The following is a 26,886-nucleotide window of genomic DNA, read 5'->3' as shown; positions in this document are numbered from 1 at the left end:
TTTTCGAGCGTGATTATACAGAGATCTTTTCCAGTGTGCCCAGCGGGCATGCGACTAATAGATCATTTATTGATCGGCCATCGGGAAAAATTAAGCCGGGGGATATCTCCGACAACGGCCAGAGTACGAAATTCCGTTCTCCGGCAAAAGGGTGGGGGACGGCCAGTCGATCTGAATTAATGATCAGATCGCCAAACATAATAATATCCAGATCCAGTGTTCGAGGGCCCCAGTGTGTATGTCGCACACGGCGATGCTGCTGTTCGAGTATTTGAAGTTGATCCAGAAGAGCTTCCGGAGTAAGCGCTGTGTCGAGTAATGCTACGGCATTAACATAATCAGGCTGTCCTGCGGGGCCGACGGGATCTGAGCGATATAGGCTGGAAGACGAAAGCAGAGTGCAGCCTGGTATCTGCTTAAGCTCTTCTAATGCTGTAGTGACTTGCTGGCGAGGGCTTTCCAGGTTGCTCCCCAGGCCAATGTAGCAATGCTTAGGCGTTACGCGGATCATTACTTGCTCTTCTGCGACGACGAGGCTTACGTGCAGGTTTACTTTCTGATGTAAGCTCAGCGACCATGGCTTCCCTTTCCTCCGCGGACGCAGACTGATATTGCGTCCACCATTGACCTAAGTTGTCTAACGATTCGCCACTTTGTTCTCTTAAAAGCAACAGGTCATAGGCGGCTCTGAAGCGGGGGTGTTCTAAAAGTAGCTCTGCGCGATGGCCAAAACGCTTGGGAAGACGCAGTTGTAGCTCCCAGATTTCCCTTATAGGCGTAGAGAAACGTCGGGGAATGGCGGTTCGCTTAACTTGCTGAGCGATAATGTCGTTGGCCGCGCTATTCAATGCTACCAATTGCGGCATTTTAGGGTTTTGCTTTAGTAGTTCTTTCATACGTGTTTGTAGCGGGTGCCAGAGCATTGTGGCAAACAGAAACGCCGGAGTGACACTTTTACGTTGACTGAGACGGCGATCAGTATTCTTAAGCCCTTGAAGTATCAATGTTTCCATTAAAGGGTGTTCAGACTGAGCCTTGAGAGCCTTTCCGACAGAGGGTAGTAGTTGCTCAAGCAGATGATATTCTTTCAGCAGATGATACGCCGTAACGGCATGGCCTGATTGTAATAGCTTTAGTGTTTCGTCAAAAAGGCGGGCGGGGGCTATCCCTTGTAATAGATGAGCCTGTTTTTTAATCGGAGCGGCTGTCTGCGCTTCAATCGTAAAATCAAGTTTTGCTGCAAAACGAATAGCACGCAGCATGCGAACAGGATCTTCGATATAGCGGCTATCGGGGTTGCCGATCATGCGTATGATTTTGCTCTGTATATCTTGATAGCCGTGAGTGAAATCGTAAATGCTGTGGTCTTTAACGCAGTAATACATGGCGTTAACAGTGAAGTCGCGGCGTAATGCATCTTCTTCGATGGTGCCATAAACATTGTCACGCAGAATGAGTCCGGACTCAGACTGCTTACCCTTAACATCGTCTTCATTCTTGATCGAGTCATGTCCTGCCCGAAAGGTGGCGACTTCAATGAGTTCGCGACCAAAACGAACATGCAGAAGTTTGAAGCGACGTCCGATGAGTCGTGAACGTTGAAATAACTCATGCGCTTCTTCAGGATGTGCATTGGTTGCAATATCAAAGTCTTTGGGGCGTTTATTGATCAGAATGTCTCTGATACAGCCGCCGACAAAATAGCCTTCATAGCCTGCGTCAATGAGTCGGTAAACAACTTTGGCGGCATTGTCGTCCAGATGCTTTCGCGGAATCTGATGAACCTGTTCCGGGATGATCTGTGGGCTATTATCCTGCTCTGCTGGGATTTCACTAGGTACGTGAAGTTCTTCTTGCGCAGAAGTAGGGGCTGATTTGCTACGGAAGAGTCCGGTAACTTTTTGAATTAAACGGCTAGGCATGAGTTTTAAATTTTGCTCGTAAAGTATTATGTGACACATCATAACATTGTTATGGGGACACATTAAGCAATGAGGGAATAAACACGAGAAAGAGGAGATGGATAGCTGACCGCAAGCTGAGAGTAACCGTCGCTTGTTGTTGTTTTTAGAGCGCTGTAGTTGCGTTACCACAATCCAGCGATCAGCTTTTAAACCCCATTTTTATTATTATTCGAGGTGGATGGCTTTATCGACACTTAACCTGTATTTATTTTTATTAATGGTTGGCGTTTCTAAGCTTATTTTTGTTGTTTGAACACAATAGATAAAGCATTAGCTGTGCCACTTTTTATAACTTGTTGTTTTTATGCGATAATTAAATTTTATCATAGGAGAATGCGATTTTTTTGTAACGTGGGTAACAATAAAAGTGTTTCTTTAGGTAACGCTGTTACTCTAAAACGTTACCCGAAGTGTTACCTCTGGGCAGTGCTTTAGAGTAACAATATTTATTTTTATCCTTTGGGTCTTCGCGGAATGCCGAGTTTTTGCCGGCGTTCCCATAAGCATTTCCGGCTAACGCCTAGTTTTTTTGCAAGGTCGGTTTCGCTCATGTCGCTCTGATGTTCCATAACAAAGCGCTGAAAGTAATCGTCCATCGATAAGCCAGCCTGAGGCTGCCTTCTCATGGGTTGGCTGCTAGGTGTTTCATGCGCTGCGCTGCGGCCGATATAATCTGATTCCAGTTGTTGCAAGCTGGGACGGGTGTCTATGTCAAGCCCCAGTAAATCTGGGGTTATCAGATGGTTGTCGGCAAGTATTACCGCGCGTTCTATGGCGTTTTCTAATTCACGGACATTGCCTGGCCAGCTATATCGCAGCATTGTTTGACGGGCGCTCTCGCTAAAAATGGCCGCCGGACAGTGCATACGTTCACAAGCGCTAACCAGAAAGCGCTCAGCCAGCTCAATGATATCCTCCCCGCGCTCACACAGCGGTGGCATAGTGAGCTCCATAACGTAGAGCCTGTAGTATAAGTCTCCCCGAAACAGGCCGGTGCGTGTCAGCTCTTTCAGGTTGCGATGTGTCGCTGCTATCAGGCGAACATTGACCTTGATTGAGTGTACGGAACCTACTTTTCGGATCTCTCCTTCTTGAAGAAAACGCAGTAACCGTGCTTGTGCTTCCATCGGCAGTTCGCCAATCTCATCGAGGAAAAGAGTGCCGCCATCGGCGGCTTCTATCAGTCCGCAACGGCTGGTACTTGCGCCAGTGAAGGAGCCTTTTTCGTGGCCAAACAGTTCAGATTCTATCAGAGCTTCCGGTATCGCAGCGCAATTGACGGAGATCATCGGTGATTGCGCTCGAGAGCTCTGTTCGTGAAGTGCACGGGCGACCAGCTCTTTGCCTGTTCCTGACTCACCCAGTACTAATACTGTGGCATCTGTGCGAGCCACTTTCGTAATACGGGTAAACAGGGATAGCATCGCTTCACAGGAACCGATAATTTTAGTGTGCTGAATCTGGGGTTCGATAACGATATCGTGATGATCTGCCTTTTGTTGGCTCAGTATGGCTTTGATCGTGTCCAGCATATCATTGTGATTAAAGGGTTTTGCAATATAGTCGACAGCGCCCATTTTCATCGCATCGACAGCGGATTGCATACTGGCGTAACTCGTCATTATTAATACGGGAACAGCCCCGGCAAGCTTGATAAGCTCAGTTCCCGGTGCACCAGGCAGGCGAAGGTCGCTAATGATGAGGTTGAAATCAGTTAGATTGAATTGTGACGTTGCTTCATCAACCGATGCGGCATCATCAATGACATAATCATTTTTTTCCAATAAACGCCGTAACGCGGCACGGATGATTGATTCATCCTCTACGATCAGAATGCGGCTCATTGCTCTTTACCTATTCTCCAATGCGAGGCCGTTATGAAAAGTCGTTTTTCACTTCAGGTCTGGAGCCCGGTAGGGTGATAATCACCTGAGTGCCTTTATTCTGCTTGTTATTGGCGGGGCTAATTATTTCAATACTACCATAATGTTCAGTCAGGATGTTGTAAACCAAAGAGAGCCCGAGTCCTGTACCTTTTCCCGGTTCTTTGGTGGTAAAAAAGGGCTCGAACAATTTGTCCTGAATGGCCTTGTCGATACCTGTGCCTTCGTCGGTAATGGATAAGAATACCCGTTGCTCTGCTTGTTCACAGCTGATAACAATAGCGCCTTCTGGCAGTGATGCATCGCAGGCGTTGTTAAGAATGTTAACGAATACTTGTAAGAGTAACTGAGGATCGCCTTCTACCCGCACGTCACTATTGAGCTCGCAGATAAACTGCTGCTGCCTGGCATGAATATCAAGTGATACCAGCTGGATAGCTTCTTCAATGCACTGCTTGAGGTTGATGCTCTCACATTGAATATCAGTGATCGTTTGTCCTGTATGCGCAAAGCGTACCAGTGACTGCACAATTCGATTAATCCGACGTGTCTGCTCCATGATCTGATCGCCTGCCTGGAGCACTTCAGGCTGATCAGTTTCAAGAGAAAGGTTTTGTGCCAGGCATGCGATACCCGTAATAGGGTTACCTATTTCATGGGCAACACCGGCGGCGAATCGGCCTATTGAGGCGAGGCGTTCACTATGTCGCAATTTGTCAGTTAAAAGGTGATGTTCTGTTTCGTCCTCAACCAAAATAATAATTGAGCTATCAGGATTCTCTGAAAGTTGGCTTTTATGTAAGGTAAGCCAATAGTTATCACCGTTAATAATCACCTGTGTATCAGTGAGGTGATTATCATCCTGATTAATAAAATCGGGTAACAGAGTACACCAGGGCTCCGGTAAATCAGATAAAGAAAGATCGGCTACATCATAAGAATTAAGTCCTGTCAGCTTGGCAATTTCATGATTCCAGAAGAGAATATGCTGCGAAGGAGTGACAGTGCATGCACCCAGAGGAAGCTTTTCCAGTGTTCTTCTGTGAAAGCGGCGTAGCTCATCCAGCTCTGCTGCAAGACCGCTTAGTTTTGCCTGATAGGTTTCCAGATGGGTTTCAAGAAGATGAATGTCGCGCGCCTTAAATGATCGGTCAACAGGTTGCTTAGCCAGTGATTCCAGTATAGTAGCTGCTTCTATGGGGCCGATGAGAGCAGAAAGATTTTGCTCTAATGCATTACGTAAGCGCAGTAGGTCTAACGGTCTTATCTGATCTATATCCAAGCCCAGCTGAGTAATCGCGTGCTGGAACTCTCTACGTGCGGCGGTTTCGCCCAGCTTAGGCGTTAACAAGCGGATAATGTCAGCGGTTTCGAAAGAAGGCCGTTGAATATCCGAGGGTGAGTCCATCGTATTAATCAGACATGCCTCGCCGGCCCGGGTTTCTTCCGGGTACGTGCGTGTCAGGCGCGAAATAAGAATGAAAGCACCGATATTCAGCAGAAGAGAGATAATAGCGGAGGATTGCCAGTTAAGACTATCAATGTTGGTATCGCTGAGAAGTACTCCTTGTTGCAGCATGACGGGATAAAAAGTGGTAATGATCCAGCTGGACATGCCGAGAATCAGGCCGGCAATAAAGCCAATTCGATTTGCCCCCAGCCAAAACAGTGTGGCGATAATGCCAGGTAAAAACTGTAAAAAAGCAACGAAAGCACTTAAACCCAGCAAATGGATCTGCTGATGAGCGCCAAATGTCATATAAAAAATATAACTACACAAAACAACCAACGAGATGAGTATGCGTCGCAGCCACAGCAGCCACGCATAAAATTTTACATTTTCAGGTGTTTTAATCAGAGGTAAAATCAGATGGTTTTGTAGCATGGACGCCAGCGATATGGAGGCTACGATAATAATGCCACTGGCCGCTGTGAGGCCGCCAATAAATACCGTGATAATTAGCCACTCGGAATGCAATAACTGGCTTAAGTACAGCAGTAAAAAGGAGGACTCCTTATGGATCTCCAGTTTATAGCCTGCCAGTACGATAACGGGAACACAAACCGCCAGCAATAATAAATAAAGGGGCATACCCCATGACGCTTTGTACAGACTTTCTGTTGAACGGTTTTCGGTAAAAGCCAGATGAAACATATGTGGCATTACCAGAGTAGCCGCGAAAAAAGCCAGCAGTAACGTGTGCCAGCTGTCATCGTTATTATCACCCGTCAGCGATGCGAGGATTTGAGGATTGGTATTCAACCATTGTAATGTTTCTGTCGGACCTCCCAGCACTGAAAAAAGCACATACACGGAGATGCTGATCAGTGCGATTAGCTTAATTAAGGCGCTGGTGGCCATTGCCATCACTAAACCGCGGTTACGTGCTCGCATTGAAGGGTGACGCGTACCAAAAAGAATGGCAAATAGCGCAATTAAGATACAGAAGGCTGCTGCAATTTGTGACGAAGCAAAGTCATCGTTCAGTATATGTAAGGAGTCTGTGACCGCTTGAATTTGAATAGATAGCAGAGGCAGTGTGGCAAGTAATAAGAGTAATGTCGTGATAGTACCTACCAGCCCACTACGAAATCTAAAGGCGAACAGGTCAGCGAGAGAGCTTAGTTTGTAACGGTTAGTTATGTTGAATATGGGTATGAGTAGCGTAGGCGCCATAATAAAGGCGGCGCTTGCACCAAGATAGGAGGATAAAAATAAGAATCCCGAGTTCTCCAGCATCTCGAAGGCACCGTAAAAAGTCCAGGCGCTGGCATAGGTGCCTAATGAGAGCATGTGAGTAATAGGGTGTTGTGAAATTCGGCGTGGAATGATTTCTCGCTCGGTGGCATAGGCAATGCCAAATAAAAACAGCAGATACGCAGTAACGATCAGGAAAAGTTCGGTAACTGAAAAATTCATAATGTTACTTTTGCCAACGGGGTGATGTGCTGCTTATGCATAGTGTGTTCGAGCTCCCTTCATATGCTGGCAAGGCGTCAGGTTTCTGATGAATAGCCTAGTACAGTATTGTCAGGGTCAGAATATCCGTGGATAGCCGTTTTCTCAATGTTGTTTTTTAACATAATAGGAGGATGTTGGCCCCGAAGGTTCGTTGGCAGCTAGAAAGACGAGACGTATTATTTAAGCGAGAGTAATATTGCATGGACGAGAGAAGGGATATGACGCGTTCGCAAAATCATTGTGAAAGCATCAATTAGGCCGCTAATGAAGCCGTTAAGTTTATAAATTCAGGTAAAGGAAAACTCCATTTACCTGAACTTATAAAATTCAAGAGCCGATCTGTTTTTCTTTTATTTCAGCCAGTGTTTTGCAATCGATACACATGGTAGCCGTTGGACGGGCTTCCAGACGACGAATGCCGATATCGATACCGCAAGTGCTACAATAACCATACTCATCGTCTTCGATGCGTTCCATTGCTTCACGGATCTTTTTGATCAGTTTACGCTCACGGTCACGGGTGCGAAGTTCAAGGCTGAACTCTTCTTCCTGACTGGCTCTGTCGCTGGGATCCGCAAAATTAGATGCTTCTTCCTTCAAATGGTTGATAGTAGTATCTACCTCCTCCATTAGCTCCTGTTGCCAGGCCAGAAGGATGTGACGAAAATGCTCTTTTTGAGCATCATTCATGTATTCCTCACCCTTTGCTTTCTCGTAAGGTACAAAGTGTGTGAACTGTGTATCGCTAGTGTTTGGCATGTGGCGCCTCACTTCTCCGAAATGACCGGGTTTACAATAAACCCGTGACCCAAAACAGTTAATTCCATTACTTCCTGAGATCAGAAGGTTGCAGAAATTACCAGAACACTTCTCAATAGGCTAGTCCTGATTCTGAAAAAGAGCAGATTAAAACTATTCAATAGATATATAAGGACAATAAGAGTGTTTTAGGAAATATTCGATTCAACTTATGTATAATATCCAGGTTAAATTATGCAGGATGCCGGTATGGAAAATCAGTGGACAGGTCGGGCACGCGATATTGAATCGTTTAAAGTGATGGATCTTTTGAAGCGCGCAAAAGCGCTGGATGCTCTCGGTCATGATGTGGTGCATATGGAAGCAGGAGAACCTGATTTCAGTACGGCGCCTTTGATCAGAGAAGCCGCACATCGTGCTATTGACCAAGGGCTCACTCAATACACTCCCTCTGCGGGCATTCCAGAGCTACGTTTGGCTATCTCCGGGTTTTATCGTACGCGTTATGGTTTGGATGTTGCGCCTGAGCGCATTGTTGTTACGTCGGGTGCTTCGGGCGCATTGTTGATGGTTTTTGGGCTGTTGGCAGATCCGGGCACTACGTTTATGATGAGTGACCCCGGCTATCCCTGTAATCGACAATTTTTAAGGATGCTGGAAGCGCGAGGGCAGTTGGTTGCTGTCTCTGCTGAACAGAATTTCCAGCTAACGCCTGAGCTGATACGCCAGGAATGGAAGCCCAACACCGCAGGTGTCTTGCTGGCATCTCCTGCTAACCCAACAGGGTCAGTATTACATAAGACGGAGCTGGCGGCTGTTGCAGAAGCAGTAAGAGAAAAGCAGGGCGCCTTGGTGGTCGATGAGCTGTACCACGGGCTTACTTACGGCTTTGATGCGCCTTCGGTGTTGGAAGTCGATCCAGAGGCGTTTGTAATCAATAGTTTTTCAAAATACTTCGGTATGACGGGGTGGCGACTGGGTTGGATTGTTGCGCCTGAGGTCGCCGTGCCGCAAATCGAGAAGCTGGCGCAAAATTTATATATCTGCCCCCCGGCGGTTTCCCAGTACGCTGCTCTGGCGGCGTTTGAACCCGAGACACTGGCGCTTCTAGAAGACAGACGGCATCAGTTTGAGTTGCGGCGGAACCTGCTGGTGGATGGGTTAAGGAAGTTGGGCTTTAAAATTCCTCTTATGCCGGAAGGCGCTTTTTATGTGTATGCCGATGCATCACACCTTACCGATGATACGTTCAAATACTGTTGGGACTTACTGGAGCAACAGCATGTTGCAGTAACACCGGGGCTGGACTTTGGGACTTATAGGTCTAACCAGTTCATACGTTTTTCATATACAACAGGTGTAGACCGTATTGAGCTGGCGCTGAGCCGGCTGGCAGATAAAATTAACGGCTGATATGTTATTAGGCTTAGATGATTATATTTTTATGATCAGATAGCCGCCGCAAGAGAGGATAGGTTAATCCAGACTTCACCTTGCTCTACTTTACAGGGAATCTTAGTGAGCATCTCTCCCGGGCAAGGACCGGCAATACATTCGCCATCTTCTATCCTGAACAGTGCGCCATGGGTAGCGCACTGAATAAAATTTTTGTCCAGATCGAGAAATTGATCCGGTTGCCACTCTAAGGGGACGCCTCGGTGGGGGCACTGATTCAGGTAAACATAAATGTGGCCGCACTTATTGACGGCGACTAATGAGACGTCGGCCAGCTGAAAGCCTTTAGAGACATCTTCGGCTAAGGTGTCGAGTGTACAAAGTAGGTGCATGTAGGGCCTCTATCATCAGGAAAAGTGAATCAGATGTGTGTCATGATGAAGAGCACTCAACCATCACCTTGTATAAGTGATTATAATTCGTGCTTATGATACTGCCTGATGCAGCGGGAATAAAGCGTGCGCATTGATCACTACTCCATACGTTTTTTACTCTTGCTGCTGGGCTCTGCGTGCGTGCATGCCTTTTTTATATGGTCTGATCAGGGAGTAGAAGAGCATGGGCTATTACAAAAATTCTCACCTCAATCCCCGATTTTCTCCCAACACGCCATTACATTGAATACCATGAAGTATTCGTCGCGAAAAGTTGACGCAGTGCCTCTTAAAGATAAAACTGTCGTCGCGAAAAGTTGACGCAGTGCAACCGCAACCGCAACCGCAACCGCAACCGCAACCGCAACCGCAACCGGCGATATCGAATGAGATTACTCCAGATTCAGCGTTGGACTCCCCACCTCAAGGCATGCAAGCAGCTGTCGATGATGCGTTAGTGGAGAGTGTGGAGGGTGATGCAGGTGGTGTTAATAAATCAATATTACAAATTGATTATAACGAACTACGGTATAGCGAGTCGCCCGCGCCTCCGGACTATCCGAGGATGGCACAGCGAAGAAGGTTGCAGGGTACTGTGCTGTTAATGTTGATCATTAATACACGCGGGGCGGTGGACCGGGTGTCGATAGATCATAGTTCCGGCTATTCCATGCTTGATAAAGCCGCGACAAAAGCCGCATTGGGGTGGCGTTTTATGCCAGCAAAAAAAGCGGGAAGACGTATTGTCGCCCGCGCGTTAATTCCTGTGCGCTTTTCACTACAAGGTAATCACTAATGTCGCGTGCAAGGTTGAAGGCGGGCGTGTGGCTGGCCGTGCTTACACTGCTGCCGTTCTTTATGTTGCTGTCACTGTTAAAAGGCAGTGCGGCGTTGTCTGTGACGGATCTTTGGCAAGGCAGCGATTTGTCGCGTCGTATTCTTTATGAACTGCGTTTGCCCAGAATATTACTGGTGATGCTATCGGGTGGATTGCTGGCGATTACCGGCGCGGTAGTTCAGGCTCTTTTTCGAAACCCGTTGGCTGATCCCGGCTTGATTGGCGTGTCGGGCGGCGCTGCGTTAGCCGCTGTGGCGTGGCAAGTAACGGTATCGGCTACGATTGGCGCAGGTGTTGTCGCCTCATTTGGGATGCCACTGGCTGCTTTTGTGGGTGGGATGCTGGTCACTTTTATGGTGATCCGTATTGCCCGTAGTGCTTCAGGAATATCGTCACTGACCCTGCTGTTAACCGGGATTGCTATTAATGCGATTGCCGCCGCCGGTATTGCCGGGTTGAAATATTTATCAGACAGTATGACGCTCAGGCAAGTGACATTTTGGTTGATGGGTAATGTACAGGGGGCATCATGGTGGTCAGTGCTGACGTTGTTGCTGATTAGCATGGTGTTTGTACCCGTATTGATTCGTTATGCCGCGCAGTTGAATTTATTATTGCTTGGCGAGCAGCAGGCCTATCTTTTGGGTGTCGATGTGAAAGCAATCCAGCAGCGGCTGGTACTTATCACTGCCTTAATGGTCGGCGCTGTTGTGTCGATGGTGGGGCTGATAGGTTTTGTCGGGCTGGTGGTGCCGCATATAGTGCGTTTAATCAACGGGCCTGATAATCGTTTCCTATTACCCATCTCGTTTTTACTGGGTGCATTGTTGTTGCTGGTGGCTGATTTGGTCGCACGTGTCGTCGCGTCGCCGGCTGAACTCCCTATCGGGTTAATCACTGCATTAATCGGTGGCCCTGTCTTTCTTGTTATGATTGCTTATCGACAACGGGAGCGAGGCTAATGCTGAGTGCTGAGTCCTTGTCTGTGATTCGTCATGGACGCGCCTTGCTCGACAACGCCTCTATGGAGGTAAAGCCAGGGAGTTTGCATGTTATATTGGGGCCTAATGGCGCGGGGAAAACTACATTACTGAAAACCCTGGCAGGTTTAATTGCAGCGGATATTGGTCGGGTTGCATTAGAGGGAAAAAATATTGAGGAGTACAGCGTAAGTGAACGTTCACTTACGCTGGCAGTTTTGCTACAGGAGCAACTGCTTGATTTCCCATTTCACGTCCGAGAGGTTGTTTCGATGGGTGCCTATCCTATTGGTGCTGTTTTTTCGCAGCAAAATTATCTGGCAGATAAGGCTATGACGGCGCTGGATATACAGCACTTAGCTGATCGGGATTACACGACTTTATCGGGAGGCGAAAAGCAGCGCACACATTTAGCGCGTCTGTTAGTTCAGATCTCTGCAAAGACCGCTTATGTGTTACTGGATGAGCCGTTAAAAGCGATCGATCTAAAGCATCAGGTGGCGGTGATGCAGCAGATTCGGACCATCACTAATCAAGGCAAAGCAGTATTGTTAATTGTGCATGATCTGTCACTGGCGGCGCAGTTCGCCGATACCATTACCCTGATGGACAGCGGCCGCATCGTAATGACGGGGACCCCGGCTCAGGTCATGCAACCCGACATTCTGTCAGAGCTTTTTCAAACGCCTATCGGCTTCACCGAAGTGCTCGGACAACCGCTGTTTTTTACACGATCTACGATTTAAGGCGTGATTCTTTAACATTTAAGAGTTTAAGGCTCGACCAGTCCCTGAACGATTAACTGGCTGACCAGTACATTGATGGCATCATCGTTATCAGTATCCATTAGTAAGGTGTGCGTTAATTCTGACTCGGTGAGCTTCTGTTGGTGCTTTAGCTGATCCTGCATAACACCGATGTCTGCATCTGAAGCATCTCCTCCCTCATAGCTACGGCGTGCCAACCGTGCTTCGATTAGCTTCATATCGCAATAGCAGCTGATAATACGCATCGGGATATCAAGTGAACTGGCGAGGTCGATGTAACTCTGTCGGGTTCGCTGTCTGATAAAAGTAGCATCGACAATCACGGAATAACCGCTTTTTAGTAGTGCTTTCGATAAATTCAGAAGGTGCTGAAAAGTACGTGCGTTCATCTCTTGGCCGTAAAGTTCCAGACGTTCGCCTCTTCGGCATAGTTCTTTGTAGAGGCGTTTACGCTCGACATCGGAACGTATCTGGATGCAATTCAGGCGTTCAAGTAGCTGACCGCATAGGTAGCTTTTACCGCTGCCGGAAACGCCGTGCATGATAAATAAAGAGGGCTTGTTTTGACGAGTATATGTGTTTGTTAGTTGCAGATAGCGACGAAACGACGTTAAATCAGGATTTTCACCGAGCATTGAAACTTTAGCTCGCACCATGGAACGGTATGATTTATAAAAACTAAGCAGTGTCAGGCCTTCGTAATCACCTGTTAGGTCAAGGTATCTATTCAGGCAGCGATTGGCCCAACGATATTGCCCTTTGACTTCAAGATCCATCAGCAGGAAAGCTAAGTCACAAATAGTGTCAGTCCAACGGAATTGAAGATTAAACTCAATGCAATCAAACAGACGTAACTGCCCATGATAGAGAGTGATATTACCCAGATGCAGGTCTCCATGGCATTCGCGGATGTGACCTTCCTGTTTGCGGCGTTGGATAGCAGGCGTTAGTTTACGAAACTGCTGTGCGGTTCGCTGTGACAGAAATTGCAACTGTTGCCAGTCGTTGGCGTCCAGCTGATGCTGGCTCACATGTTGATAGTTGTCAGATACCGCATCCCAGATACTAGTGGCCTCGCCCCACGGACTATTTTTAGCAACGCGAGGGGTTCGGGTGTGAAAGTGTGCAATCTGCTCGGCTAGCATATCGATCCAGGCCGGCTCAAAGCGTTGTCGATCAAGGATAAGATCCAACCGCAGCTCAGGGTCGAACTGGTACATGCGCACGGCATACTCGAAAGGCTTCGCTTCGTTTATTTGTGATGCTTCAATTAATTGAGGATTTTCAGGCGAACCGATGATCGCGATTAGCGTATCATAGATGTCTGGTGCCAAACGCTGGTTGAGTCGAAGCTCTTCTTCGCAATAGAAGCGGCGTTTTTTTAGTGTCGTAAAATCCAGAAATCCGAAATCGACCGGCTTTTTTATTTTATAGGCGTATTCGCCGGTTAATAAAAGCCAGGAGATATGTGTTTCTATTACGCGTATGGGTGCGTCTACCGGATGAGGGTAGTTTTCAGGACGGCTAAGCGCTGCGATCAATTCTGGAAGCATGTAACCTTCGGTATTGTCTAAAAATTAAGGAATTATACGGGCTTGATGAACAAAAAGAGAACACCTGCAAAAAAAACACCCCGCAAAAGGGCCTCTGCAGCTAAGAAGAAGGGAGGCTTTTGGCGTACCTTCAGAGCCCTTTTGTTGAAACTGACACTGCTTGGGATAGTGATCGGCGGCATCGGTTTAATGTATCTGGATGCCCAGATTCGTCAACAGTTTGAGGGTAAACGATGGGCGTTGCCTGCGAAAGTCTTTGCCCGCCCGCTGGAACTCTACGCAGGTTTACCTATCTCGATTCAGGACTTAAAAATTGAATTGGCAGGGTTAGGTTATCAAACTGTCCGGCATGCATCCTTACCAGGGCAGGCTGAGTTTTCGAGTAGCAAGGCACATATCTTCACGCGTGGATTTGCGTTCCCTGATGGTAGGGAGCCTGCGCAGCAGCTGCAGTTAGACTTTAATTCTGATCAGCTCTCCCGGGTTCGCAACGCCAAAGGGCAGACCGTTAATCTGGTGCGTTTAGAGCCCGTTCTGATTGGTGGTATTTATCCTCAAAATAATGAGGATCGGGATCTGGTTCGCTTAGAAGATGTACCCACTAGCCTGACACAAGCGCTGATCGCGATTGAAGATCAGAGTTATTACGATCACTTTGGTATTTCTTTTAAAGGTATAGCGCGGGCCATGTGGATCAATGTCCGGGCAGGTCGCTTTGTACAGGGCGGCAGCACCTTAACTCAGCAACTGATAAAAAACTTTTATCTGACATCAGATCGAACCTTAGCACGTAAACTAATGGAGCTGCCTATGGCTGTTTTATTAGAATTGCACTACAGCAAAGATGAAATTCTGGAAGCATACCTGAACGAAGTCTATCTGGGCCAGGAAGGCTCTCGGGCGATTCATGGTATGGGCTTAGGGGGGCAGTACTATTTTTCTCAACCGATTCAGGAGTTGCAGTTATCGCAGGTAGCGCTCTTGGCGGGGCTGGTGAAAGGTCCTTCTTACTATGATCCGCGTCGTCATCCTGAACGGGCTAAGCAGCGTCGTGATCTGGTGCTACGAGTAATGCGTGATGAAGGAAATATTACAGAAGAGCTTTACCAGCAAACTATTCAAAAACCTTTAGGTGTCGTAAAACAAAAAAGTTTGCTGAAGGGGGCTTATCCTGCGTATCTGGATTTAGTAAAACGGCAGCTGCGCGAAAGTTATCACGAAGATGATCTCCGAACTGAAGGCTTACGCGTCTATACGGGTTTGAACCCTATCGTTCAGGCTAAAGCGGAAACTGCATTACTGACGACGGTTACGGGTCTTGAAAAGCGCTACGGAAAAAGAGCCGCAAACCTTGAAGCAAGCATGGTGGTAACCGACCCGCAAACCGGTGAAGTACTGAGTATTATCGGTGGTAAAAGTACGCGTTATGAAGGCTTTAACCGTGCGCTGGATGCAATCAGGCCGATAGGCTCACTCGTTAAGCCGGCGGTTTACTTAACCGCTCTGGATAACGGGTATTCTTTGGTGTCACCGCTGAAGGACGAGCCTATCTCAGTAGCGATGCCTAATGGGTCAACATGGGAGCCTCAAAATTTTGGTAAGAACTCGCATGGCACAGTGCCATTGCACCAGGCATTAGCGCATTCGTATAATTTAGCGACGGCTAATCTCGGTATGGCGTTAGGCGTTGGCAAGGTGGTTGATACATTGCACAAGTTGGGAGTGACACGAGATCTGGATGCGTACCCTTCACTGTTGTTGGGCGCTCAAGGGTTGCCTGCCATAGAAGTGGCGACTATGTACCAGACGATTGCGGCTAATGGTTTTCAGATGCCGCTACGGGCGATCCGGATGGTGACCGATAATGCAGGAACAGAGTTGTCCCGCTATCCTTTTCAGGTGAAGCAGACGGTCTCCGGCGAAAGTATTCATTTGTTACAGTACGCGATGCAAGAAGTGGCACGTGAAGGAACGGCACGTTCTGTTTATACGCAACTGCCCTCTAATCTGAACGTCGCGGGTAAAACGGGCACGTCTAATGATCAGCGGGATAGCTGGTTTGCGGGCTTTACAGGCAATCGCCTGGCGGTTGTCTGGTTGGGGCGTGATGATAATACAGCGTTACCGTTTACGGGTTCAGGCGGTGCATTGAAAGTATGGACTGCTTTTATGAAAGAAGAGAAACCGGAACCTTTCATAGCACCGGTGCCAGAGGGTGTGGATTATCTTTGGGTGGATAAGGAAACGGGTTATTTATCCGATGAGCGTTGTCAGGGAGCGATACCGGTGCCTTTCATTCAAGGCAGTAAACCGCAGTATCGTGTTGATTGTGGAGTAGAACCTGTTCAAAATAGCGAAACAAAGTCACTTGACTGGTTTCGGCGTTGGTTCAGGCAGGAGTAGTAATGAATATTACAGCACAAATGAGAATAATCGCGTTGGGTGCGTTGGTATCCCTTGCCGGGTGCTCCGAGATAAACACCTATAATATGCCCATTGAGGATCGATCCTCGGTAGGCGCTGGCCCACAGAGCAGTAATGGGGTTGTCACGCCGGTCGATATTTCTACCGGCGTGACGGTAACACCGGTGGCTCCTTCACCTGTTTTTCGTTCGCAGAAAGATGAAAGTTCTGAGAGTGAATCAACGGCTGTTCCGGTAGCACCGAAGGTTGTTATGCAATTACAGCAAAACCCTGCGGCCCTCGCGTTACTGGAAACGGCACGTAAGCAAACCAATGATGGCCAGTTACGCTCAGCCCAAACCAGTTTGCAGCGGGCGCAGCGTATCTCACCGAAAGATCCGGAAGTTTATTACTCATTGGCAGATACTCACCGCCACTTGGGCGAGTTTTTACAGGCCGAGCAGGTCGCATTAAAAGGTGTCGCTATTGCACAGGGGCAAAATACCAAACTGCGTCGGCTATGGCAGTTAATTGCCTCGATCCGCACCGATGCAGGTGATATAGAAGGTGCCAATAAAGCAGCGGCTATCTCGCGGCGTTATCAGTAGGATATTGGCAAAGGGTTATATTTTAAGCAGGCCTATAGGTTAACTATAGGCGCTAGATAAAGGCCATTGAATGCGAATTCAATGGCCTTTTTTGTTGGGTTGTTAATACATAGCGAATACCAATCAAAAGGTGAGAAATTTTGGGGGTAAAATTTGAATGTTTACACGCGCGGCGATAGCGTTTCCTGCTTTTGATTCAGAGCAATAATTAGCCCTGTTGCCACGCCCAAAATAGCCAGGCTAATGGCTAGTAACCCATGACTGAGCGCTTCATTGCGGTATTCAGGCAGCAGCGATAAAGGCCCGTAAACCCCGATCGCAAGGCTGGCTAATAACGCGCCGATCAAGCCCGGTACACGTATCTCTGCTTGAGAGTAGCGTGCAAAGGCGATGATGAGTGCTGCGGATGAAAGCCCTGCCAATACCATGGCATAATGTCCGCCCAATTCGGCGCGTCGAAACAGTTCAAATAGTGCAAATAACGCCAGCATCCAGCGTCCCCAACCCGCACGAGACCAGAATTTGCTAAAGCTGGTGGCCAGTAAAAGAGAGCCGATCAACGGGATGGCGACATACTCTTTCATGTTACTGAGCAGGCGTTGCAGGGTTTGAGTGTCCTGATTATGCTCGCTGATAAGTAGCTGTCCAATAGCAGCAGCAGCTATAAAGCCCACTGATAATGTGATCAGCATCGCCAATGTTTTATTGTGTTCGTTTAACTTTTCCGGTTGGCGAAACAGCTGAGCTGCGCAGAAAGCACAGCCCAGTATGAGTGCCACATTAGCGACTATTTCCATCATTCAGGCATTTTTTACCGTATTGCTAACAAGTGTATCAAACACGCGTCCGGCTGCTTCAATGGTGTGATCCAGATCTTCTTCAGAAATTGCCGCAGACATAAAGCCGGTTTCATATGCAGATGGCGCAAGATAAACGCCTTCTTTTAGCATGCCCTGGAAAAATTGAGCGAACCGCTCGGTGTCACACGTGGTTGCTTGAGCGAAACTGCTGATATCGGTTTGCTCCGTAAAGAACAGACCAAACATGCCGCCCACGGCCGTAGTTGTGAAAGGAATACCTTTCGCCAATGCGACAGCTTCCAGGCCCTGTGTTAAGTATTCTGTTTTGGCCGCAAGGCCTTCATGGATGCCGGGTGTTGATGTGAGTGCGTTTAGCATGGCTAAACCGGCATTCATCGACAAAGGATTGCCTGAAAGCGTACCTGCCTGATAAACAGGTCCTAGTGGTGCGATATATTCCATTATTTCACGCTTACCACCAAAGGCGCCGACAGGTAGCCCTCCGCCAATAACTTTGCCAAGCGTAGTGAGATCGGGTTTGATGTTGTAAAGAGCTTGAGCGCCACCGAGCGCAACGCGGAAGCCGGTCATTACTTCATCAAAAATCAGCACAGTGCCGTATTCGTCACAGACTTCACGTAAGCCTTCAAGGAAACCTTCTTTAGGCGGGATGCAGTTCATGTTGCCGGCAACGGGTTCAACGATGATGCAGGCAACCTCGTTACCGACTTCTGCAAACGCCTGACGAACGTTATCAATATCGTTAAATGTTAAAGTGATGGTATGTTCTGCCACCGATGCAGGAACACCCGGGGAGTTAGGTACGCCCAGTGTTAATGCGCCGGAACCTGCTTTTACCAGTAATGAATCAGAGTGGCCGTGATAGCAACCTTCAAATTTCACGATTTTATCGCGACTGGTATAACCACGGGCCAGACGGATGGCGCTCATGGTGGCTTCTGTGCCTGAGCTGACCATGCGGATCATCTCGATGGAGGGCATCATTTCACAGACTTTATCGGCCATCTGCGTTTCAATTTCGGTTGGTGCGCCAAAGCCCAATCCGTTATCTAATACACTACGGACAGCATTAATCACATCGGGGAAGGCGTGGCCTAAAATCATCGGGCCCCATGAACCGACATAGTCTATATATTGGTTATCATCTTCATCATACAGATACGCGCCTTTCCCTTTTTTGAAAAAAACAGGGGTGCCGCCCACACCTTTAAAGGCGCGAACGGGTGAGTTTACACCACCGGGGATATGCGTTTGAGCGGCTTTAAAGAGATCTTCTGAACGTGACATAGTAATAAAAACCTTTGTTAAACATTCCGATTGAAAGCCAAGGCAAATGCTTCGGCTTGCTGAATAATTGATTCTGCGGAAAAAAGTGAGTGCACGACGGCAATCATATCGGCACCGGCAGTAATCGTTTGGTAGGCATTATCCACAGTAATCCCCCCGATCGCTACTATCGGGCAGGACAGAATGGTTTTGGCTTCAGCGAGCAGAGTGAGCGGCGCTGGTTTTGCGTCGGGTTTTGTTTTTGACGGGTAGAAGGCACCAAAAGCCACGTAATCGGCACCACTCAACGCGGCAGTTGTTGCCAGTGATAGCTGATCGTGGCAGGTCATGCCAATAACCGCGTGGTGTGGTAATAAATCCCGTGCCGTTTCTATGCTTGTATCCTGCTGGCCCAGATGTACGCCGTGAGCTTCGCAAGCAAGCGCCAGTTTTACATCATCGTTTATCAGGAACGTACGGGCATTTGTGCGGCACAATTCGTTGAGCAGGCATGCCTGACGATAGCGCTTTTGTGTATCGGCTGTTTTATCCCGGTATTGGATGATCTGTGCTCCGCCTAAAATAGCGGCGCGTACACAGGTCAATAATGTCTCGTCATCAGGCATTAGCGTGTTATCGGTAATAGCATAAAGGCCATGTAATGGATTCATAACGTCTGCTTATTTGTGTAGTAATGTTCAATTTGATCAGGCATTAGCGTGTTATCGGTAATCGCATAAAGGCCGTGTAGTGTGTTCATAGTGTCTGCTTGTGTGTGTAGTAATATTCTATCTGTGCCCGCGTCAGTACGCCCATAATGTCGCCCTTATTACTGGTGACGCAAAGCGTGCTTATGTGTTGTTCATTCAGCTTTTGCAGGGCTTCATAGAGCGTCGCTCTGAAGCTGATTTCGACGATATTTAAACGTTCCGCGGGAATGTCTAAAAGGTTGATCTGCTCTGGTGTCTCATCGCGGGCCAGATAGCTTTGCAGGTCAGTCGGTAGCATGAGTGATTTGGCGGCTTGTCCAACATCCTGAAGCAAGATCCAGCGTGGTTTTTTTGCCAGTATTTCTTGTGCGGCGGTAGTGCTTAAGCTCAGGGCTGTTGTGATAAAGCTTGTTTCCATCAAGCTTCCGGCAGCGGCTCGTGAAAGCGCTTGAGCTATCGGTTCCTGTCGATAATCTAACCCTTGCGCCTGTAAGGATGACAGGAAAATAGAAGGTAAATTGAAAAAATAGCGTACGGTCAGGTTGCTGATCACTATGGCGATCATGCCCGGAAAAATAATATTGGTGTTGCCGGTGAGTTCAAGTAGCGCAACCAGAGCTGCCAGCGGCGCATTCAGTACGGCGCCCATCATTGCACCCATGCCAAGCATGGCATACAAACCGATATGAGAGACCGGCATATCGGTAAACCAACCACCAATAACGCCGAAAATAGCGCCGATAATCGCACCGATAAAAAGCGTTGGTCCGATAAGCCCAGCAGGAATGCCTAAGCCCAGAATAAGCGGTGTAATCAGGAGCTTGATCAGTAATAAGCCACACAGGAGTTGTAGATCCAGCCTTCCCCACAGTGCTTCTGAAATGGTGTCATAACCGACACCCATTATCTGAGGATAGGCTGTGGCCGCGATGCCCGTGATAAGTCCCGCTAACAAAAATCGGATAGCGACAGGCCAGTGTTTGACTTTATAAGCGAACAGCATAATGCGATTGAAGGTGGCTGCGCATAAGCCGACAACAACGCCCAGCAGCATAACCCAGGGCACTTCGGCCAGAGTGTTTATATGGAATAGCGGAACGTCAAAAACATTATCATGGCCCAAGATGCTTCGCATTACTAAGTCGGCTGACACGGCGGCAACGATAATCGGAGTGAACCCAATGATAGTGTATTCCATGAGAATCACTTCCATTGCAAATATGACACCAGCCAAAGGCGTATTAAAGGCAGCAGAGATCGCTGCTGCGGCCCCGCATCCGATTAATAATCTTAACGAATTATTAGGCAGTTGTAAGCGCTGTCCTATCAGGCTGCTACAGGCGGCACCTAAAAAGATTGAAGGGCCTTCACGGCCGGCAGAGTGGCCGCTGCTGAGTGCTATTGCGGCAGTCACAAATTGCATAATAATACTTTTGCCTGGAATTCTTCCCTGATGATAAGCAAGACGTTCAAACAGGTTTACCATACCTATTTGTTTGGCGGTTTGCGGCCATAGGTAGAAAATCAGGATGAGAACGCTACTACCTATGATCGGCCACAAGAATTGCTGTTGCGAAGACAGGGCCTCAAAATTATCGGGATGGCCCAGCAAATAGGTAAGGGGTAGCTCCATTGCAAGCCGGAAAAGAACCATCAGTAATCCGGTCATTACTCCTGACAGTAAGCCCAGAATAACCAGTTGTGGCAAGGCATCATAATGGGCCAGACGTTCTCTGAAATACTGCAGAGATAAATGGTGTTTTTGCATTCAGTTTTTTAACCAACAGCTGAAGATAGTTTTTATGGTTCCTGACCGGTATTATAAGTTAACAGTTTTTTAAGGCCGAGGAGAGGTTAAAGTGATTAATGTAGGTATCGTAGGTGGAACCGGTTATACCGGCGTAGAGCTTTTGCGGTTACTGGCAAGCCATTCTGATGTAGATGTGAAGGTAATTACTTCTCGATCAGAAGAAGGTGTTTATGTAGCGGACATGTTCCCGAATCTACGTGGTCATTATGATTTACAATTTAGCGTGCCGGATAACGATGCGCTAGCGGCGTGCGATGTCGTGTTTTTTGCAACACCCCATGGTGTAGCGATGAGTATGGCGCCAGATTTGATGGCGCGGGGTGTGCGGATTATTGATCTGGGAGCTGACTTCCGGATTAAAGATGTTGAGCTCTGGTCTCAATGGTACAAACTTGAGCATACCTGTCCTGATCTGGTTGAAAGGGCTGTTTATGGATTGCCTGAAGTAAACCGTGAGCAGATTAAAGCGGCGCAGTTAATTGCCTGTCCCGGATGCTATCCGACCGCTACTCAATTGGGCTTTTTACCCCTGTTAGAAAATAAGCTGGTGGATACCCGTCGTTTGATTGCCGATTGTAAAACAGGCGTCAGCGGTGCTGGCCGTGGGGCGAGTGTGGCTGCCTTGCTGTGTGAAACCAGCGAAAGCATGAAAGCCTATGGTGTTGCTGGTCATCGGCATTTGCCGGAAATTCGTCAGGGGTTATCAAATGCGGCCCAGCGGCCTGTCGGTTTAACCTTTGTTCCTCATTTGGCGCCGATGATCCGCGGTATTCATTCTACGCTGTATGCGACACTGAAAGATCCGAAGGATGGGCTTCAGGAGTTATTCGAGCAACGTTATAAGGATGAGCCGTTTGTAGATGTTATGCCGGCGGGTAGTCACCCTGAGACACGCAGTGTTAAAGGTGCCAATACCTGCAGAATAAGTGTGTTCCGTCCGCAAAATGATGACACTGTTGTAGTGCTGTCTGTGATTGATAATCTGGTGAAAGGTGCTGCAGGCCAGGCGATTCAGAATATGAATATTATGTTCGGATTGGATGAATCGGCAGGGTTAAGATTCGTGGGTATGATGCCTTGATACTTGACTAAAATGCTTGGTTAATTGAGAATAGGCAATCAGGGTCTAATGACGCAGAGAGAGTTATGACAGAATCAGTGGCATCAAGTGCAGCAATGGTCTTTACAGACGCAGCTGCTACAAAAGTAAAAAGTCTTATAGAAGAAGAGCAAAACGATAACCTTAAGCTGCGTGTTTTTATTACGGGCGGCGGTTGTTCAGGCTTTTCCTATGGCTTCACCTTTGATGAAGAAGCTGCAGAGGACGATACTCAAGTAGTCAATCAGGGCGTCACTATGGTGGTTGACCCTATGAGTTTGCAGTATCTGGAAGGTTCTGTCGTTGACTATAAAGAAGGACTACAGGGATCTCAGTTTAAGATTGAGAATCCTAACGCAACGACAACCTGTGGTTGCGGTTCATCGTTTTCGGTTTAAGAGCGTCAATGTAAGTAAGCAGATGTAAATCTTTATTAAGCACAGCTACCGGCTGTGCTTAATTTTGTACATAGCTTGTTAAAGTCCATCAAGCTTGGTAAATCCCCCCCAATATCCTTTCTTGAGTGGCGCCGGTTACGCTGGGCAAATTACCCGTGAGCTGATTAAGCGTTTGATGAGCCAGCCAGGCAAAGGCGGATGCCTCTACCCAGTCAGGATGTAATCCCAGTTCTTCGGTGGTCGTAATACCTGTGGTATGAATCAGCTCGCCTAAACGCTTTACCAACGTGTGATTGTGAACACCCCCGCCGCAAATATAGAGTTCAGGATCGCTCAGGTTTTCTGCATTAATGGCATCTGCGATTGAACGTGCGGTCATCTCTAACAAGGTAGCCTGAATATCAACGGGCGAAATTTTAAAACCATTATCGCTAATAACGCGCTCTAGCCAGTCGAGGTTAAATTGCTCTCTTCCTGTACTTTTAGGAGGAGGCTCCGTAAAAAAAGGGAGGTTCAGTAATGCTTGCAGTAGTCTTTGATTATGCTGGCCTGAATTCGCCCACTGTCCGGCTTTATCGTATGGCGTTCCTGAATGCTTATTGATCCAGGCATCTAATAAGACATTACCTGGGCCGGTGTCATAACCTATGACGGAAGATGCCGTTTTTGCACGCAAAACGGTGATATTCGACATGCCTCCGATATTAAGGATGACACGGTTTTTTTCAGCGGAACGAAATATACAGTTGTGAAAAGCAGGGACTAAAGGCGCTCCCTGTCCGCCATTGGCAAGATCTCTTCTTCTGAAATCTGAGATCGTTGTGAGCCCCGTTATCTCTGCTATCGTATTAGGGTCTCCAATCTGAAGTGTAAAGCCTGCTTGTGGACGATGGCGGATTGTTTGTCCATGGCAGCCTACTGCCGCAATTCGTTTTATATCGATGTCGGCAGTCTTTATCAGCTGATTAATGCTTGCGGCAAATAGTTTGCCCAGGTCAATATCCAGCCGCCCCATACGCTCGATCTCATTATCGGCTGCTTGTGTTAGTGCTAAAATCTGCCGGCGAAGTTCGGCGGGGATATCGATACATTGAGCGGCCAAGAAGCTGAATTGATCGTCAATACATACCGCGGCCACATCAATACCGTCAAGACTAGTGCCCGACATTACGCCAATGTATATATCAGGCTTCATTTAGTTTATTCCGCTCGTGCGTATTTGATCGTTGAATAAGTTTCAAGTTGTGCCTGCATTTGATCAGATACCGCCTGAAAAGCTACCAGTTCCCTTTTTGCAACAGGAGATGCCTGAGGGAATTTAACGGTCATAGGATTTTTGTGCGCGCCGTTGACACGGAACTCATAATGCAGATGTGGCCCTGTTGCGAGCCCTGATTTGCCAACGTAGCCAATAACCTGGCCTTGTTTAACCCGGCTACCCTGTTGTAACTTTGAATTATACTTGGACATGTGGGCATACAGCGTAGTGATGTTGCTACCGTGCTGAATAATAATGGCGCGGCCATAACCACCTTTAGTGCCTTTCCATATGATTTTGCCGTCACCAGACGCTTTAATAGGTGTTCCAGTAGAGGCTGCGTAATCCACCCCTTTATGTGCTCTGATTCTATTTAAAACAGGATGCTTACGAGAAAGGTTAAAACCGGAACTAATACGGGCGAAATCAACAGGCATGCGTAAAAAAGCTTTACGCATACTATGTCCGTCTGGAGTGTAGTAGCGACTGCTGCCATCAGAGTCGGTATATCGAATCGCAGTAAAGGTTTCACCATTATTAACAAATTGTGCCGCGACAATATGGCCGTCTTTGATTTTTTTGCCGTCTAAAAACTGTTCATTATAAATAACTCTGAAACGGTCACCCTGACGAATGCCTTGCGAAAAATCTACGTCCCATCCGAAAATAGCGGCAAACCTCATGATCATATTGTTAGATAAGCCTGCGTGCTCGGCATCGACGAATAAAGAGTTATTAATAACTCCCTCAATATAACGCTCATGTGTGTCAGGTGTTCGTTCGATTGCATTTACGACATAGTCACTACCAAGTAGCTGGATTACGATGGTTCTTAACGGGTTGACTTCATACTTCAGTTTTTTGAGAACACTACCTTCAATCAGAAAAGCTAACGCTTCACCTGGATAAATTTGATTCAGTTCTTTCCCTTCCAGTGTTGCCTGGCTGATATTGTAAACATCAGTTGCATTCAACCCTGCACGTAAAAATAGCGATGTCAGATTATCATTTTTTTGAACGGTATAAGAAACCCAGTTTTCATCAGGGGTTTCATAGGTCGAGATCGTTGGGTTGTTCGTGGGTAAGGTTGCTTTTATTTGAGTGGTGTTTTTGTTTGCGGCTGGTACTAGTGGCGTGAATGCCGACTCTGATCCTGAAATGTTTAATACAAGATCGTTGTGTATTCGTTCCGCGGACTGCTCAATAAGTTCTTTTTGTACAGCGTTTTGCGTAGGCCGTTCTGTTGTCAGGGAGGTGTCTTTGGTGGCGGAGACTTCTGCCGAGGGCAGTAAAAGCAGGGTAATACTTAAAATAACTCCGCAGATGCTTACTGCTGCAATATGTACCGTAGGGAAACGGTTTTGAATACCTTTTAAAAGAGTCAACATTCCTCATTCCTGCAGTCTATTTATCAAATAGTAAAATTAAAATTGTAACATAGGATGTTTACTTGCCAGAACTATCTGTTGAGGGCTTAGTTTATCGGCAGATAAAGCAAAACATAGACAATAATAATTGAAATTTGTTCAAAAGCGATGCTGTGGGTAGAATGTGGCACTAATTTATTATGTCTTAATATTTTCACAAGGTAATGATCCAAAATGAACGAGTTAACACTGCTACAGGATTTGAAAGCGCGAGGCCTTATAGCTCAGATGACCAGCGAAGAGGAGCTTGAGAATCATCTCAACGAAAGCAGTGTGACTCTTTATTGTGGTTTTGATCCGACTGCGGATAGTCTGCACATCGGTAGTTTAGTGCCTTTGTTAACGTTGAAACGGTTTCAGCAATATGGACACAAGCCATTAGCTTTAGTAGGCGGCTCTACAGGGTTGATTGGTGATCCGAGCTTTAAAGCACAAGAGCGTAAGTTAAATGACGACGAAACAGTCGCTAGCTGGGTTAATAAATTAAAAGAACAAGTTAGTTTGTTTATTGATTTTGATTGCGGCACCCATAGTGCAGAAGTTGTTAATAACCTTGATTGGACTCGTGGTCTGGATGTTCTGACATTTCTGCGAGATGTAGGTAAGCACTTTTCTGTGAATCAGATGATCGCTAAAGAATCAGTTAAACAGCGTATTGATCGCGATGGTGATGGTATTTCCTTTACTGAGTTTACCTACATGATCCTTCAGTCATTTGACTTTCAGCAACTCAATAAGAGTCATCATTGCACATTACAGATAGGTGGCTCTGATCAATGGGGCAATATTACCGGTGGAACAGAGTTAACACGCCGCATGAATGGAAACCGCGCTTATGGTCTTACTCTGCCTTTGGTAACGAAGTCTGATGGGACTAAGTTTGGTAAAACCGAAACAGGTACTATCTGGCTGTCGGCAGCAAAAACATCGCCTTATGCTTTCTACCAGTTCTGGCTGCAGGTGGCGGATGCCGATGCGTATCAATTTCTGAAATACTTCACATTTTTAAGTGTTGTAGAAATTGACCAGATAGAAGCTGATGATAAAGAGCGCCAAGGCCGTCCTGAAGGGCAAGGCGTATTGGCGCGTGAAGTCACGAAGCTTGTACATGGTGAAGATGGGTTGGTAGCTGCTCAGCGTATTACAGCGGCACTCTTTAGTGGTGATTTATCTGATTTAAGTGCAGACGATTTCGAGCAGCTTAAGCAAGATGGGTTGCCATCATCTTCTTTGGTGCTACAAGGTATGAGTGATAAGCCGTTAACGTCTTTGCTGGCAGAAGCGGATATGGGGAACGGCAAACAAATTAAAGATGCGTTACAGCGTAACGCCGTTACCGTTAATGGTGTCGCTAAAGGTTTAGAGGATAATTTCAAGAGTGCGGAGGTTTTTGCTGAATCCGAAGGGATTTACAATGCATACTTTCTGGTAAAATTAGGGAAGAAAAAGCACCATCTTTTCTATTACTCTGCGTAGCCTGGTATCCGGCCCTGTAAAAGGCACCTTTTTAGGCGTTTTTTTCGTATTTGAGAGTATTTTCACTTTTATTCC

The 26,886-nt window shown here is 47.2% G+C and carries 23 protein-coding genes; 10 read left to right on the top strand and 13 right to left on the bottom strand.

The genetic code is table 11. The annotated features are described in order from the left end of the window. Positions 1-13: 13 nt before the first annotated feature. The 5 genes from folK to dksA form a co-directional block, all read right to left on the bottom strand. Positions 14-511 carry a 2-amino-4-hydroxy-6-hydroxymethyldihydropteridine diphosphokinase gene (gene folK, locus Nant_RS07640; RefSeq protein ID WP_054341058.1) on the bottom strand — a complete coding sequence of 166 codons (498 nt, stop codon included), beginning with the start codon at positions 509-511 and terminating at the stop codon, positions 14-16. Then, complete coding sequence (pcnB, locus tag Nant_RS07635; RefSeq protein ID WP_054341057.1) at positions 492-1,922, bottom strand: polynucleotide adenylyltransferase PcnB; 1,431 nt, start codon at positions 1,920-1,922, stop codon at positions 492-494. Before pcnB ends, folK begins: the two co-directional genes overlap by 20 nt. Before the next feature lie 494 nt (positions 1,923-2,416). Then, entirely contained in the window at positions 2,417-3,808 is a 1,392-nt protein-coding gene (locus tag Nant_RS07630) for a sigma-54-dependent transcriptional regulator (RefSeq protein WP_054341056.1), read from the bottom strand. 31 nt (positions 3,809-3,839) lie between these two features. Beyond that, complete coding sequence (locus Nant_RS07625) at positions 3,840-6,767, bottom strand: ATP-binding protein (RefSeq protein ID WP_054341055.1); 2,928 nt, start codon at positions 6,765-6,767, stop codon at positions 3,840-3,842. Positions 6,768-7,136: 369 nt separating this feature from the next. After that, positions 7,137-7,568: an RNA polymerase-binding protein DksA gene (dksA, locus tag Nant_RS07620; protein WP_054341054.1), complete on the bottom strand. Its 432-nt coding sequence runs from the start codon at positions 7,566-7,568 to the stop codon at positions 7,137-7,139. A 249-nt stretch (positions 7,569-7,817) separates the two neighbouring features. Between dksA and Nant_RS07615 the strand changes: the two genes are divergently transcribed. After that, positions 7,818-8,981: a pyridoxal phosphate-dependent aminotransferase gene (locus tag Nant_RS07615; RefSeq protein ID WP_054341082.1), complete on the top strand. Its 1,164-nt coding sequence runs from the start codon at positions 7,818-7,820 to the stop codon at positions 8,979-8,981. A 35-nt stretch (positions 8,982-9,016) separates the two neighbouring features. Here the strand turns inward: Nant_RS07615 and Nant_RS07610 are convergent, their stop codons facing one another. Next, positions 9,017-9,355: a Rieske (2Fe-2S) protein gene (locus Nant_RS07610; protein WP_054341053.1), complete on the bottom strand. Its 339-nt coding sequence runs from the start codon at positions 9,353-9,355 to the stop codon at positions 9,017-9,019. A 126-nt stretch (positions 9,356-9,481) separates the two neighbouring features. Between Nant_RS07610 and Nant_RS21270 the strand changes: the two genes are divergently transcribed. Genes Nant_RS21270 through Nant_RS07595 form a run of 4 tightly spaced genes read left to right on the top strand, consistent with a single transcriptional unit; the run spans position 9,482 to position 11,961 of the window. Next, complete coding sequence (locus tag Nant_RS21270; RefSeq protein ID WP_156298821.1) at positions 9,482-9,718, top strand: hypothetical protein; 237 nt, start codon at positions 9,482-9,484, stop codon at positions 9,716-9,718. 4 nt (positions 9,719-9,722) lie between these two features. Further along, positions 9,723-10,193: an energy transducer TonB gene (locus Nant_RS07605; protein ID WP_054341052.1), complete on the top strand. Its 471-nt coding sequence runs from the start codon at positions 9,723-9,725 to the stop codon at positions 10,191-10,193. Continuing rightward, the gene (locus Nant_RS07600) at positions 10,193-11,197 is read left to right on the top strand and encodes a FecCD family ABC transporter permease (protein ID WP_054341051.1); all 1,005 of its coding nucleotides are present in this window, start codon (positions 10,193-10,195) and stop codon (positions 11,195-11,197) included. The genes Nant_RS07605 and Nant_RS07600 overlap by 1 nt, the downstream gene beginning before the upstream one ends. Then, positions 11,197-11,961 (top strand): heme ABC transporter ATP-binding protein, encoded by a 765-nt coding sequence (locus tag Nant_RS07595; protein WP_054341050.1) that lies wholly within the window; start codon positions 11,197-11,199, stop codon positions 11,959-11,961. Before Nant_RS07600 ends, Nant_RS07595 begins: the two co-directional genes overlap by 1 nt. Before the next feature lie 26 nt (positions 11,962-11,987). On the opposite strand, the gene Nant_RS07590 is transcribed toward Nant_RS07595, so the two are convergent. Further along, positions 11,988-13,535 (bottom strand): bifunctional aminoglycoside phosphotransferase/ATP-binding protein, encoded by a 1,548-nt coding sequence (locus tag Nant_RS07590; RefSeq protein ID WP_054341049.1) that lies wholly within the window; start codon positions 13,533-13,535, stop codon positions 11,988-11,990. A gap of 45 nt (positions 13,536-13,580) precedes the next feature. Between Nant_RS07590 and mrcB the strand changes: the two genes are divergently transcribed. Then, on the top strand, positions 13,581-15,938 hold the full coding sequence (gene mrcB, locus Nant_RS07585; RefSeq protein ID WP_054341048.1) for a penicillin-binding protein 1B: 2,358 nt from the start codon (positions 13,581-13,583) through the stop codon (positions 15,936-15,938). Positions 15,939-15,940: 2 nt separating this feature from the next. After that, positions 15,941-16,546, top strand: a complete 606-nt coding sequence (locus Nant_RS07580; protein WP_054341047.1) for a tetratricopeptide repeat protein — start codon at positions 15,941-15,943, stop codon at positions 16,544-16,546. 161 nt (positions 16,547-16,707) lie between these two features. Here the strand turns inward: Nant_RS07580 and Nant_RS07575 are convergent, their stop codons facing one another. From Nant_RS07575 to Nant_RS07560, 4 genes are all read right to left on the bottom strand, one after another. Beyond that, positions 16,708-17,346 carry a hypothetical protein gene (locus Nant_RS07575; RefSeq protein ID WP_054341046.1) on the bottom strand — a complete coding sequence of 213 codons (639 nt, stop codon included), beginning with the start codon at positions 17,344-17,346 and terminating at the stop codon, positions 16,708-16,710. Then, positions 17,347-18,654 carry a glutamate-1-semialdehyde 2,1-aminomutase gene (hemL, locus tag Nant_RS07570; RefSeq protein ID WP_054341045.1) on the bottom strand — a complete coding sequence of 436 codons (1,308 nt, stop codon included), beginning with the start codon at positions 18,652-18,654 and terminating at the stop codon, positions 17,347-17,349. Positions 18,655-18,671: 17 nt separating this feature from the next. Then, a complete protein-coding gene (thiE, locus tag Nant_RS07565; protein ID WP_054341044.1) occupies positions 18,672-19,304 on the bottom strand; it encodes a thiamine phosphate synthase in 633 nt (210 codons plus the stop codon). Between the two features lie 85 nt (positions 19,305-19,389). Then, entirely contained in the window at positions 19,390-21,111 is a 1,722-nt protein-coding gene (locus tag Nant_RS07560) for a chloride channel protein (protein WP_054341043.1), read from the bottom strand. Positions 21,112-21,202: 91 nt separating this feature from the next. On the opposite strand from Nant_RS07560, the gene argC reads away from it, so the two are divergent. Both argC and erpA read left to right on the top strand, forming a co-directional pair. After that, positions 21,203-22,234 (top strand): N-acetyl-gamma-glutamyl-phosphate reductase, encoded by a 1,032-nt coding sequence (argC, locus tag Nant_RS07555; protein WP_054341042.1) that lies wholly within the window; start codon positions 21,203-21,205, stop codon positions 22,232-22,234. A gap of 65 nt (positions 22,235-22,299) precedes the next feature. Further along, a complete protein-coding gene (gene erpA, locus Nant_RS07550) occupies positions 22,300-22,650 on the top strand; it encodes an iron-sulfur cluster insertion protein ErpA (protein ID WP_054341041.1) in 351 nt (116 codons plus the stop codon). Between the two features lie 88 nt (positions 22,651-22,738). On the opposite strand, the gene Nant_RS07545 is transcribed toward erpA, so the two are convergent. Together Nant_RS07545 and Nant_RS07540 are read right to left on the bottom strand one after the other, a co-directional pair. Further along, positions 22,739-23,845, bottom strand: a complete 1,107-nt coding sequence (locus Nant_RS07545; protein ID WP_054341040.1) for an anhydro-N-acetylmuramic acid kinase — start codon at positions 23,843-23,845, stop codon at positions 22,739-22,741. A 5-nt stretch (positions 23,846-23,850) separates the two neighbouring features. Further along, the gene (locus Nant_RS07540; RefSeq protein WP_054341039.1) at positions 23,851-25,296 is read right to left on the bottom strand and encodes a peptidoglycan DD-metalloendopeptidase family protein; all 1,446 of its coding nucleotides are present in this window, start codon (positions 25,294-25,296) and stop codon (positions 23,851-23,853) included. A 213-nt stretch (positions 25,297-25,509) separates the two neighbouring features. Between Nant_RS07540 and tyrS the strand changes: the two genes are divergently transcribed. Further along, positions 25,510-26,811, top strand: a complete 1,302-nt coding sequence (tyrS, locus tag Nant_RS07535; RefSeq protein WP_054341038.1) for a tyrosine--tRNA ligase — start codon at positions 25,510-25,512, stop codon at positions 26,809-26,811. The last annotated feature ends 75 nt before the right edge of the window (positions 26,812-26,886 follow it).

The sequence above is a fragment of the Neptunomonas antarctica genome (assembly GCF_001305295.1).
GTDB lineage: Bacteria > Pseudomonadota > Gammaproteobacteria > Pseudomonadales > Balneatricaceae > Neptunomonas > Neptunomonas antarctica.
Note: the sequence above shows the minus strand (reverse complement) of the source record. Positions and strands in the feature narration are given on the sequence as shown.

Coding starts and splice junctions, on each gene's coding strand:
- Nant_RS07600 (WP_054341051.1), top strand. CDS start 10,193: ATGTCGCGTGCAAGGTTGAAGGCGGGCGTGTGGCTGGCCGTGCTTACA.
- erpA (WP_054341041.1), top strand. CDS start 22,300: ATGACAGAATCAGTGGCATCAAGTGCAGCAATGGTCTTTACAGACGCA.
- Nant_RS07580 (WP_054341047.1), top strand. CDS start 15,941: ATGAATATTACAGCACAAATGAGAATAATCGCGTTGGGTGCGTTGGTA.
- pcnB (WP_054341057.1), bottom strand. CDS start 1,922: ATGCCTAGCCGTTTAATTCAAAAAGTTACCGGACTCTTCCGTAGCAAA.
- Nant_RS07575 (WP_054341046.1), bottom strand. CDS start 17,346: ATGATGGAAATAGTCGCTAATGTGGCACTCATACTGGGCTGTGCTTTC.
- tyrS (WP_054341038.1), top strand. CDS start 25,510: ATGAACGAGTTAACACTGCTACAGGATTTGAAAGCGCGAGGCCTTATA.
- Nant_RS07615 (WP_054341082.1), top strand. CDS start 7,818: ATGGAAAATCAGTGGACAGGTCGGGCACGCGATATTGAATCGTTTAAA.
- thiE (WP_054341044.1), bottom strand. CDS start 19,304: ATGAATCCATTACATGGCCTTTATGCTATTACCGATAACACGCTAATG.
- Nant_RS07630 (WP_054341056.1), bottom strand. CDS start 3,808: ATGAGCCGCATTCTGATCGTAGAGGATGAATCAATCATCCGTGCCGCG.
- Nant_RS07625 (WP_054341055.1), bottom strand. CDS start 6,767: ATGAATTTTTCAGTTACCGAACTTTTCCTGATCGTTACTGCGTATCTG.
- Nant_RS07560 (WP_054341043.1), bottom strand. CDS start 21,111: ATGCAAAAACACCATTTATCTCTGCAGTATTTCAGAGAACGTCTGGCC.
- Nant_RS07540 (WP_054341039.1), bottom strand. CDS start 25,296: ATGTTGACTCTTTTAAAAGGTATTCAAAACCGTTTCCCTACGGTACAT.
- mrcB (WP_054341048.1), top strand. CDS start 13,581: ATGAACAAAAAGAGAACACCTGCAAAAAAAACACCCCGCAAAAGGGCC.
- Nant_RS07595 (WP_054341050.1), top strand. CDS start 11,197: ATGCTGAGTGCTGAGTCCTTGTCTGTGATTCGTCATGGACGCGCCTTG.
- folK (WP_054341058.1), bottom strand. CDS start 511: ATGATCCGCGTAACGCCTAAGCATTGCTACATTGGCCTGGGGAGCAAC.
- Nant_RS07545 (WP_054341040.1), bottom strand. CDS start 23,845: ATGAAGCCTGATATATACATTGGCGTAATGTCGGGCACTAGTCTTGAC.
- Nant_RS07590 (WP_054341049.1), bottom strand. CDS start 13,535: ATGCTTCCAGAATTGATCGCAGCGCTTAGCCGTCCTGAAAACTACCCT.
- Nant_RS07610 (WP_054341053.1), bottom strand. CDS start 9,355: ATGCACCTACTTTGTACACTCGACACCTTAGCCGAAGATGTCTCTAAA.
- dksA (WP_054341054.1), bottom strand. CDS start 7,568: ATGCCAAACACTAGCGATACACAGTTCACACACTTTGTACCTTACGAG.
- hemL (WP_054341045.1), bottom strand. CDS start 18,654: ATGTCACGTTCAGAAGATCTCTTTAAAGCCGCTCAAACGCATATCCCC.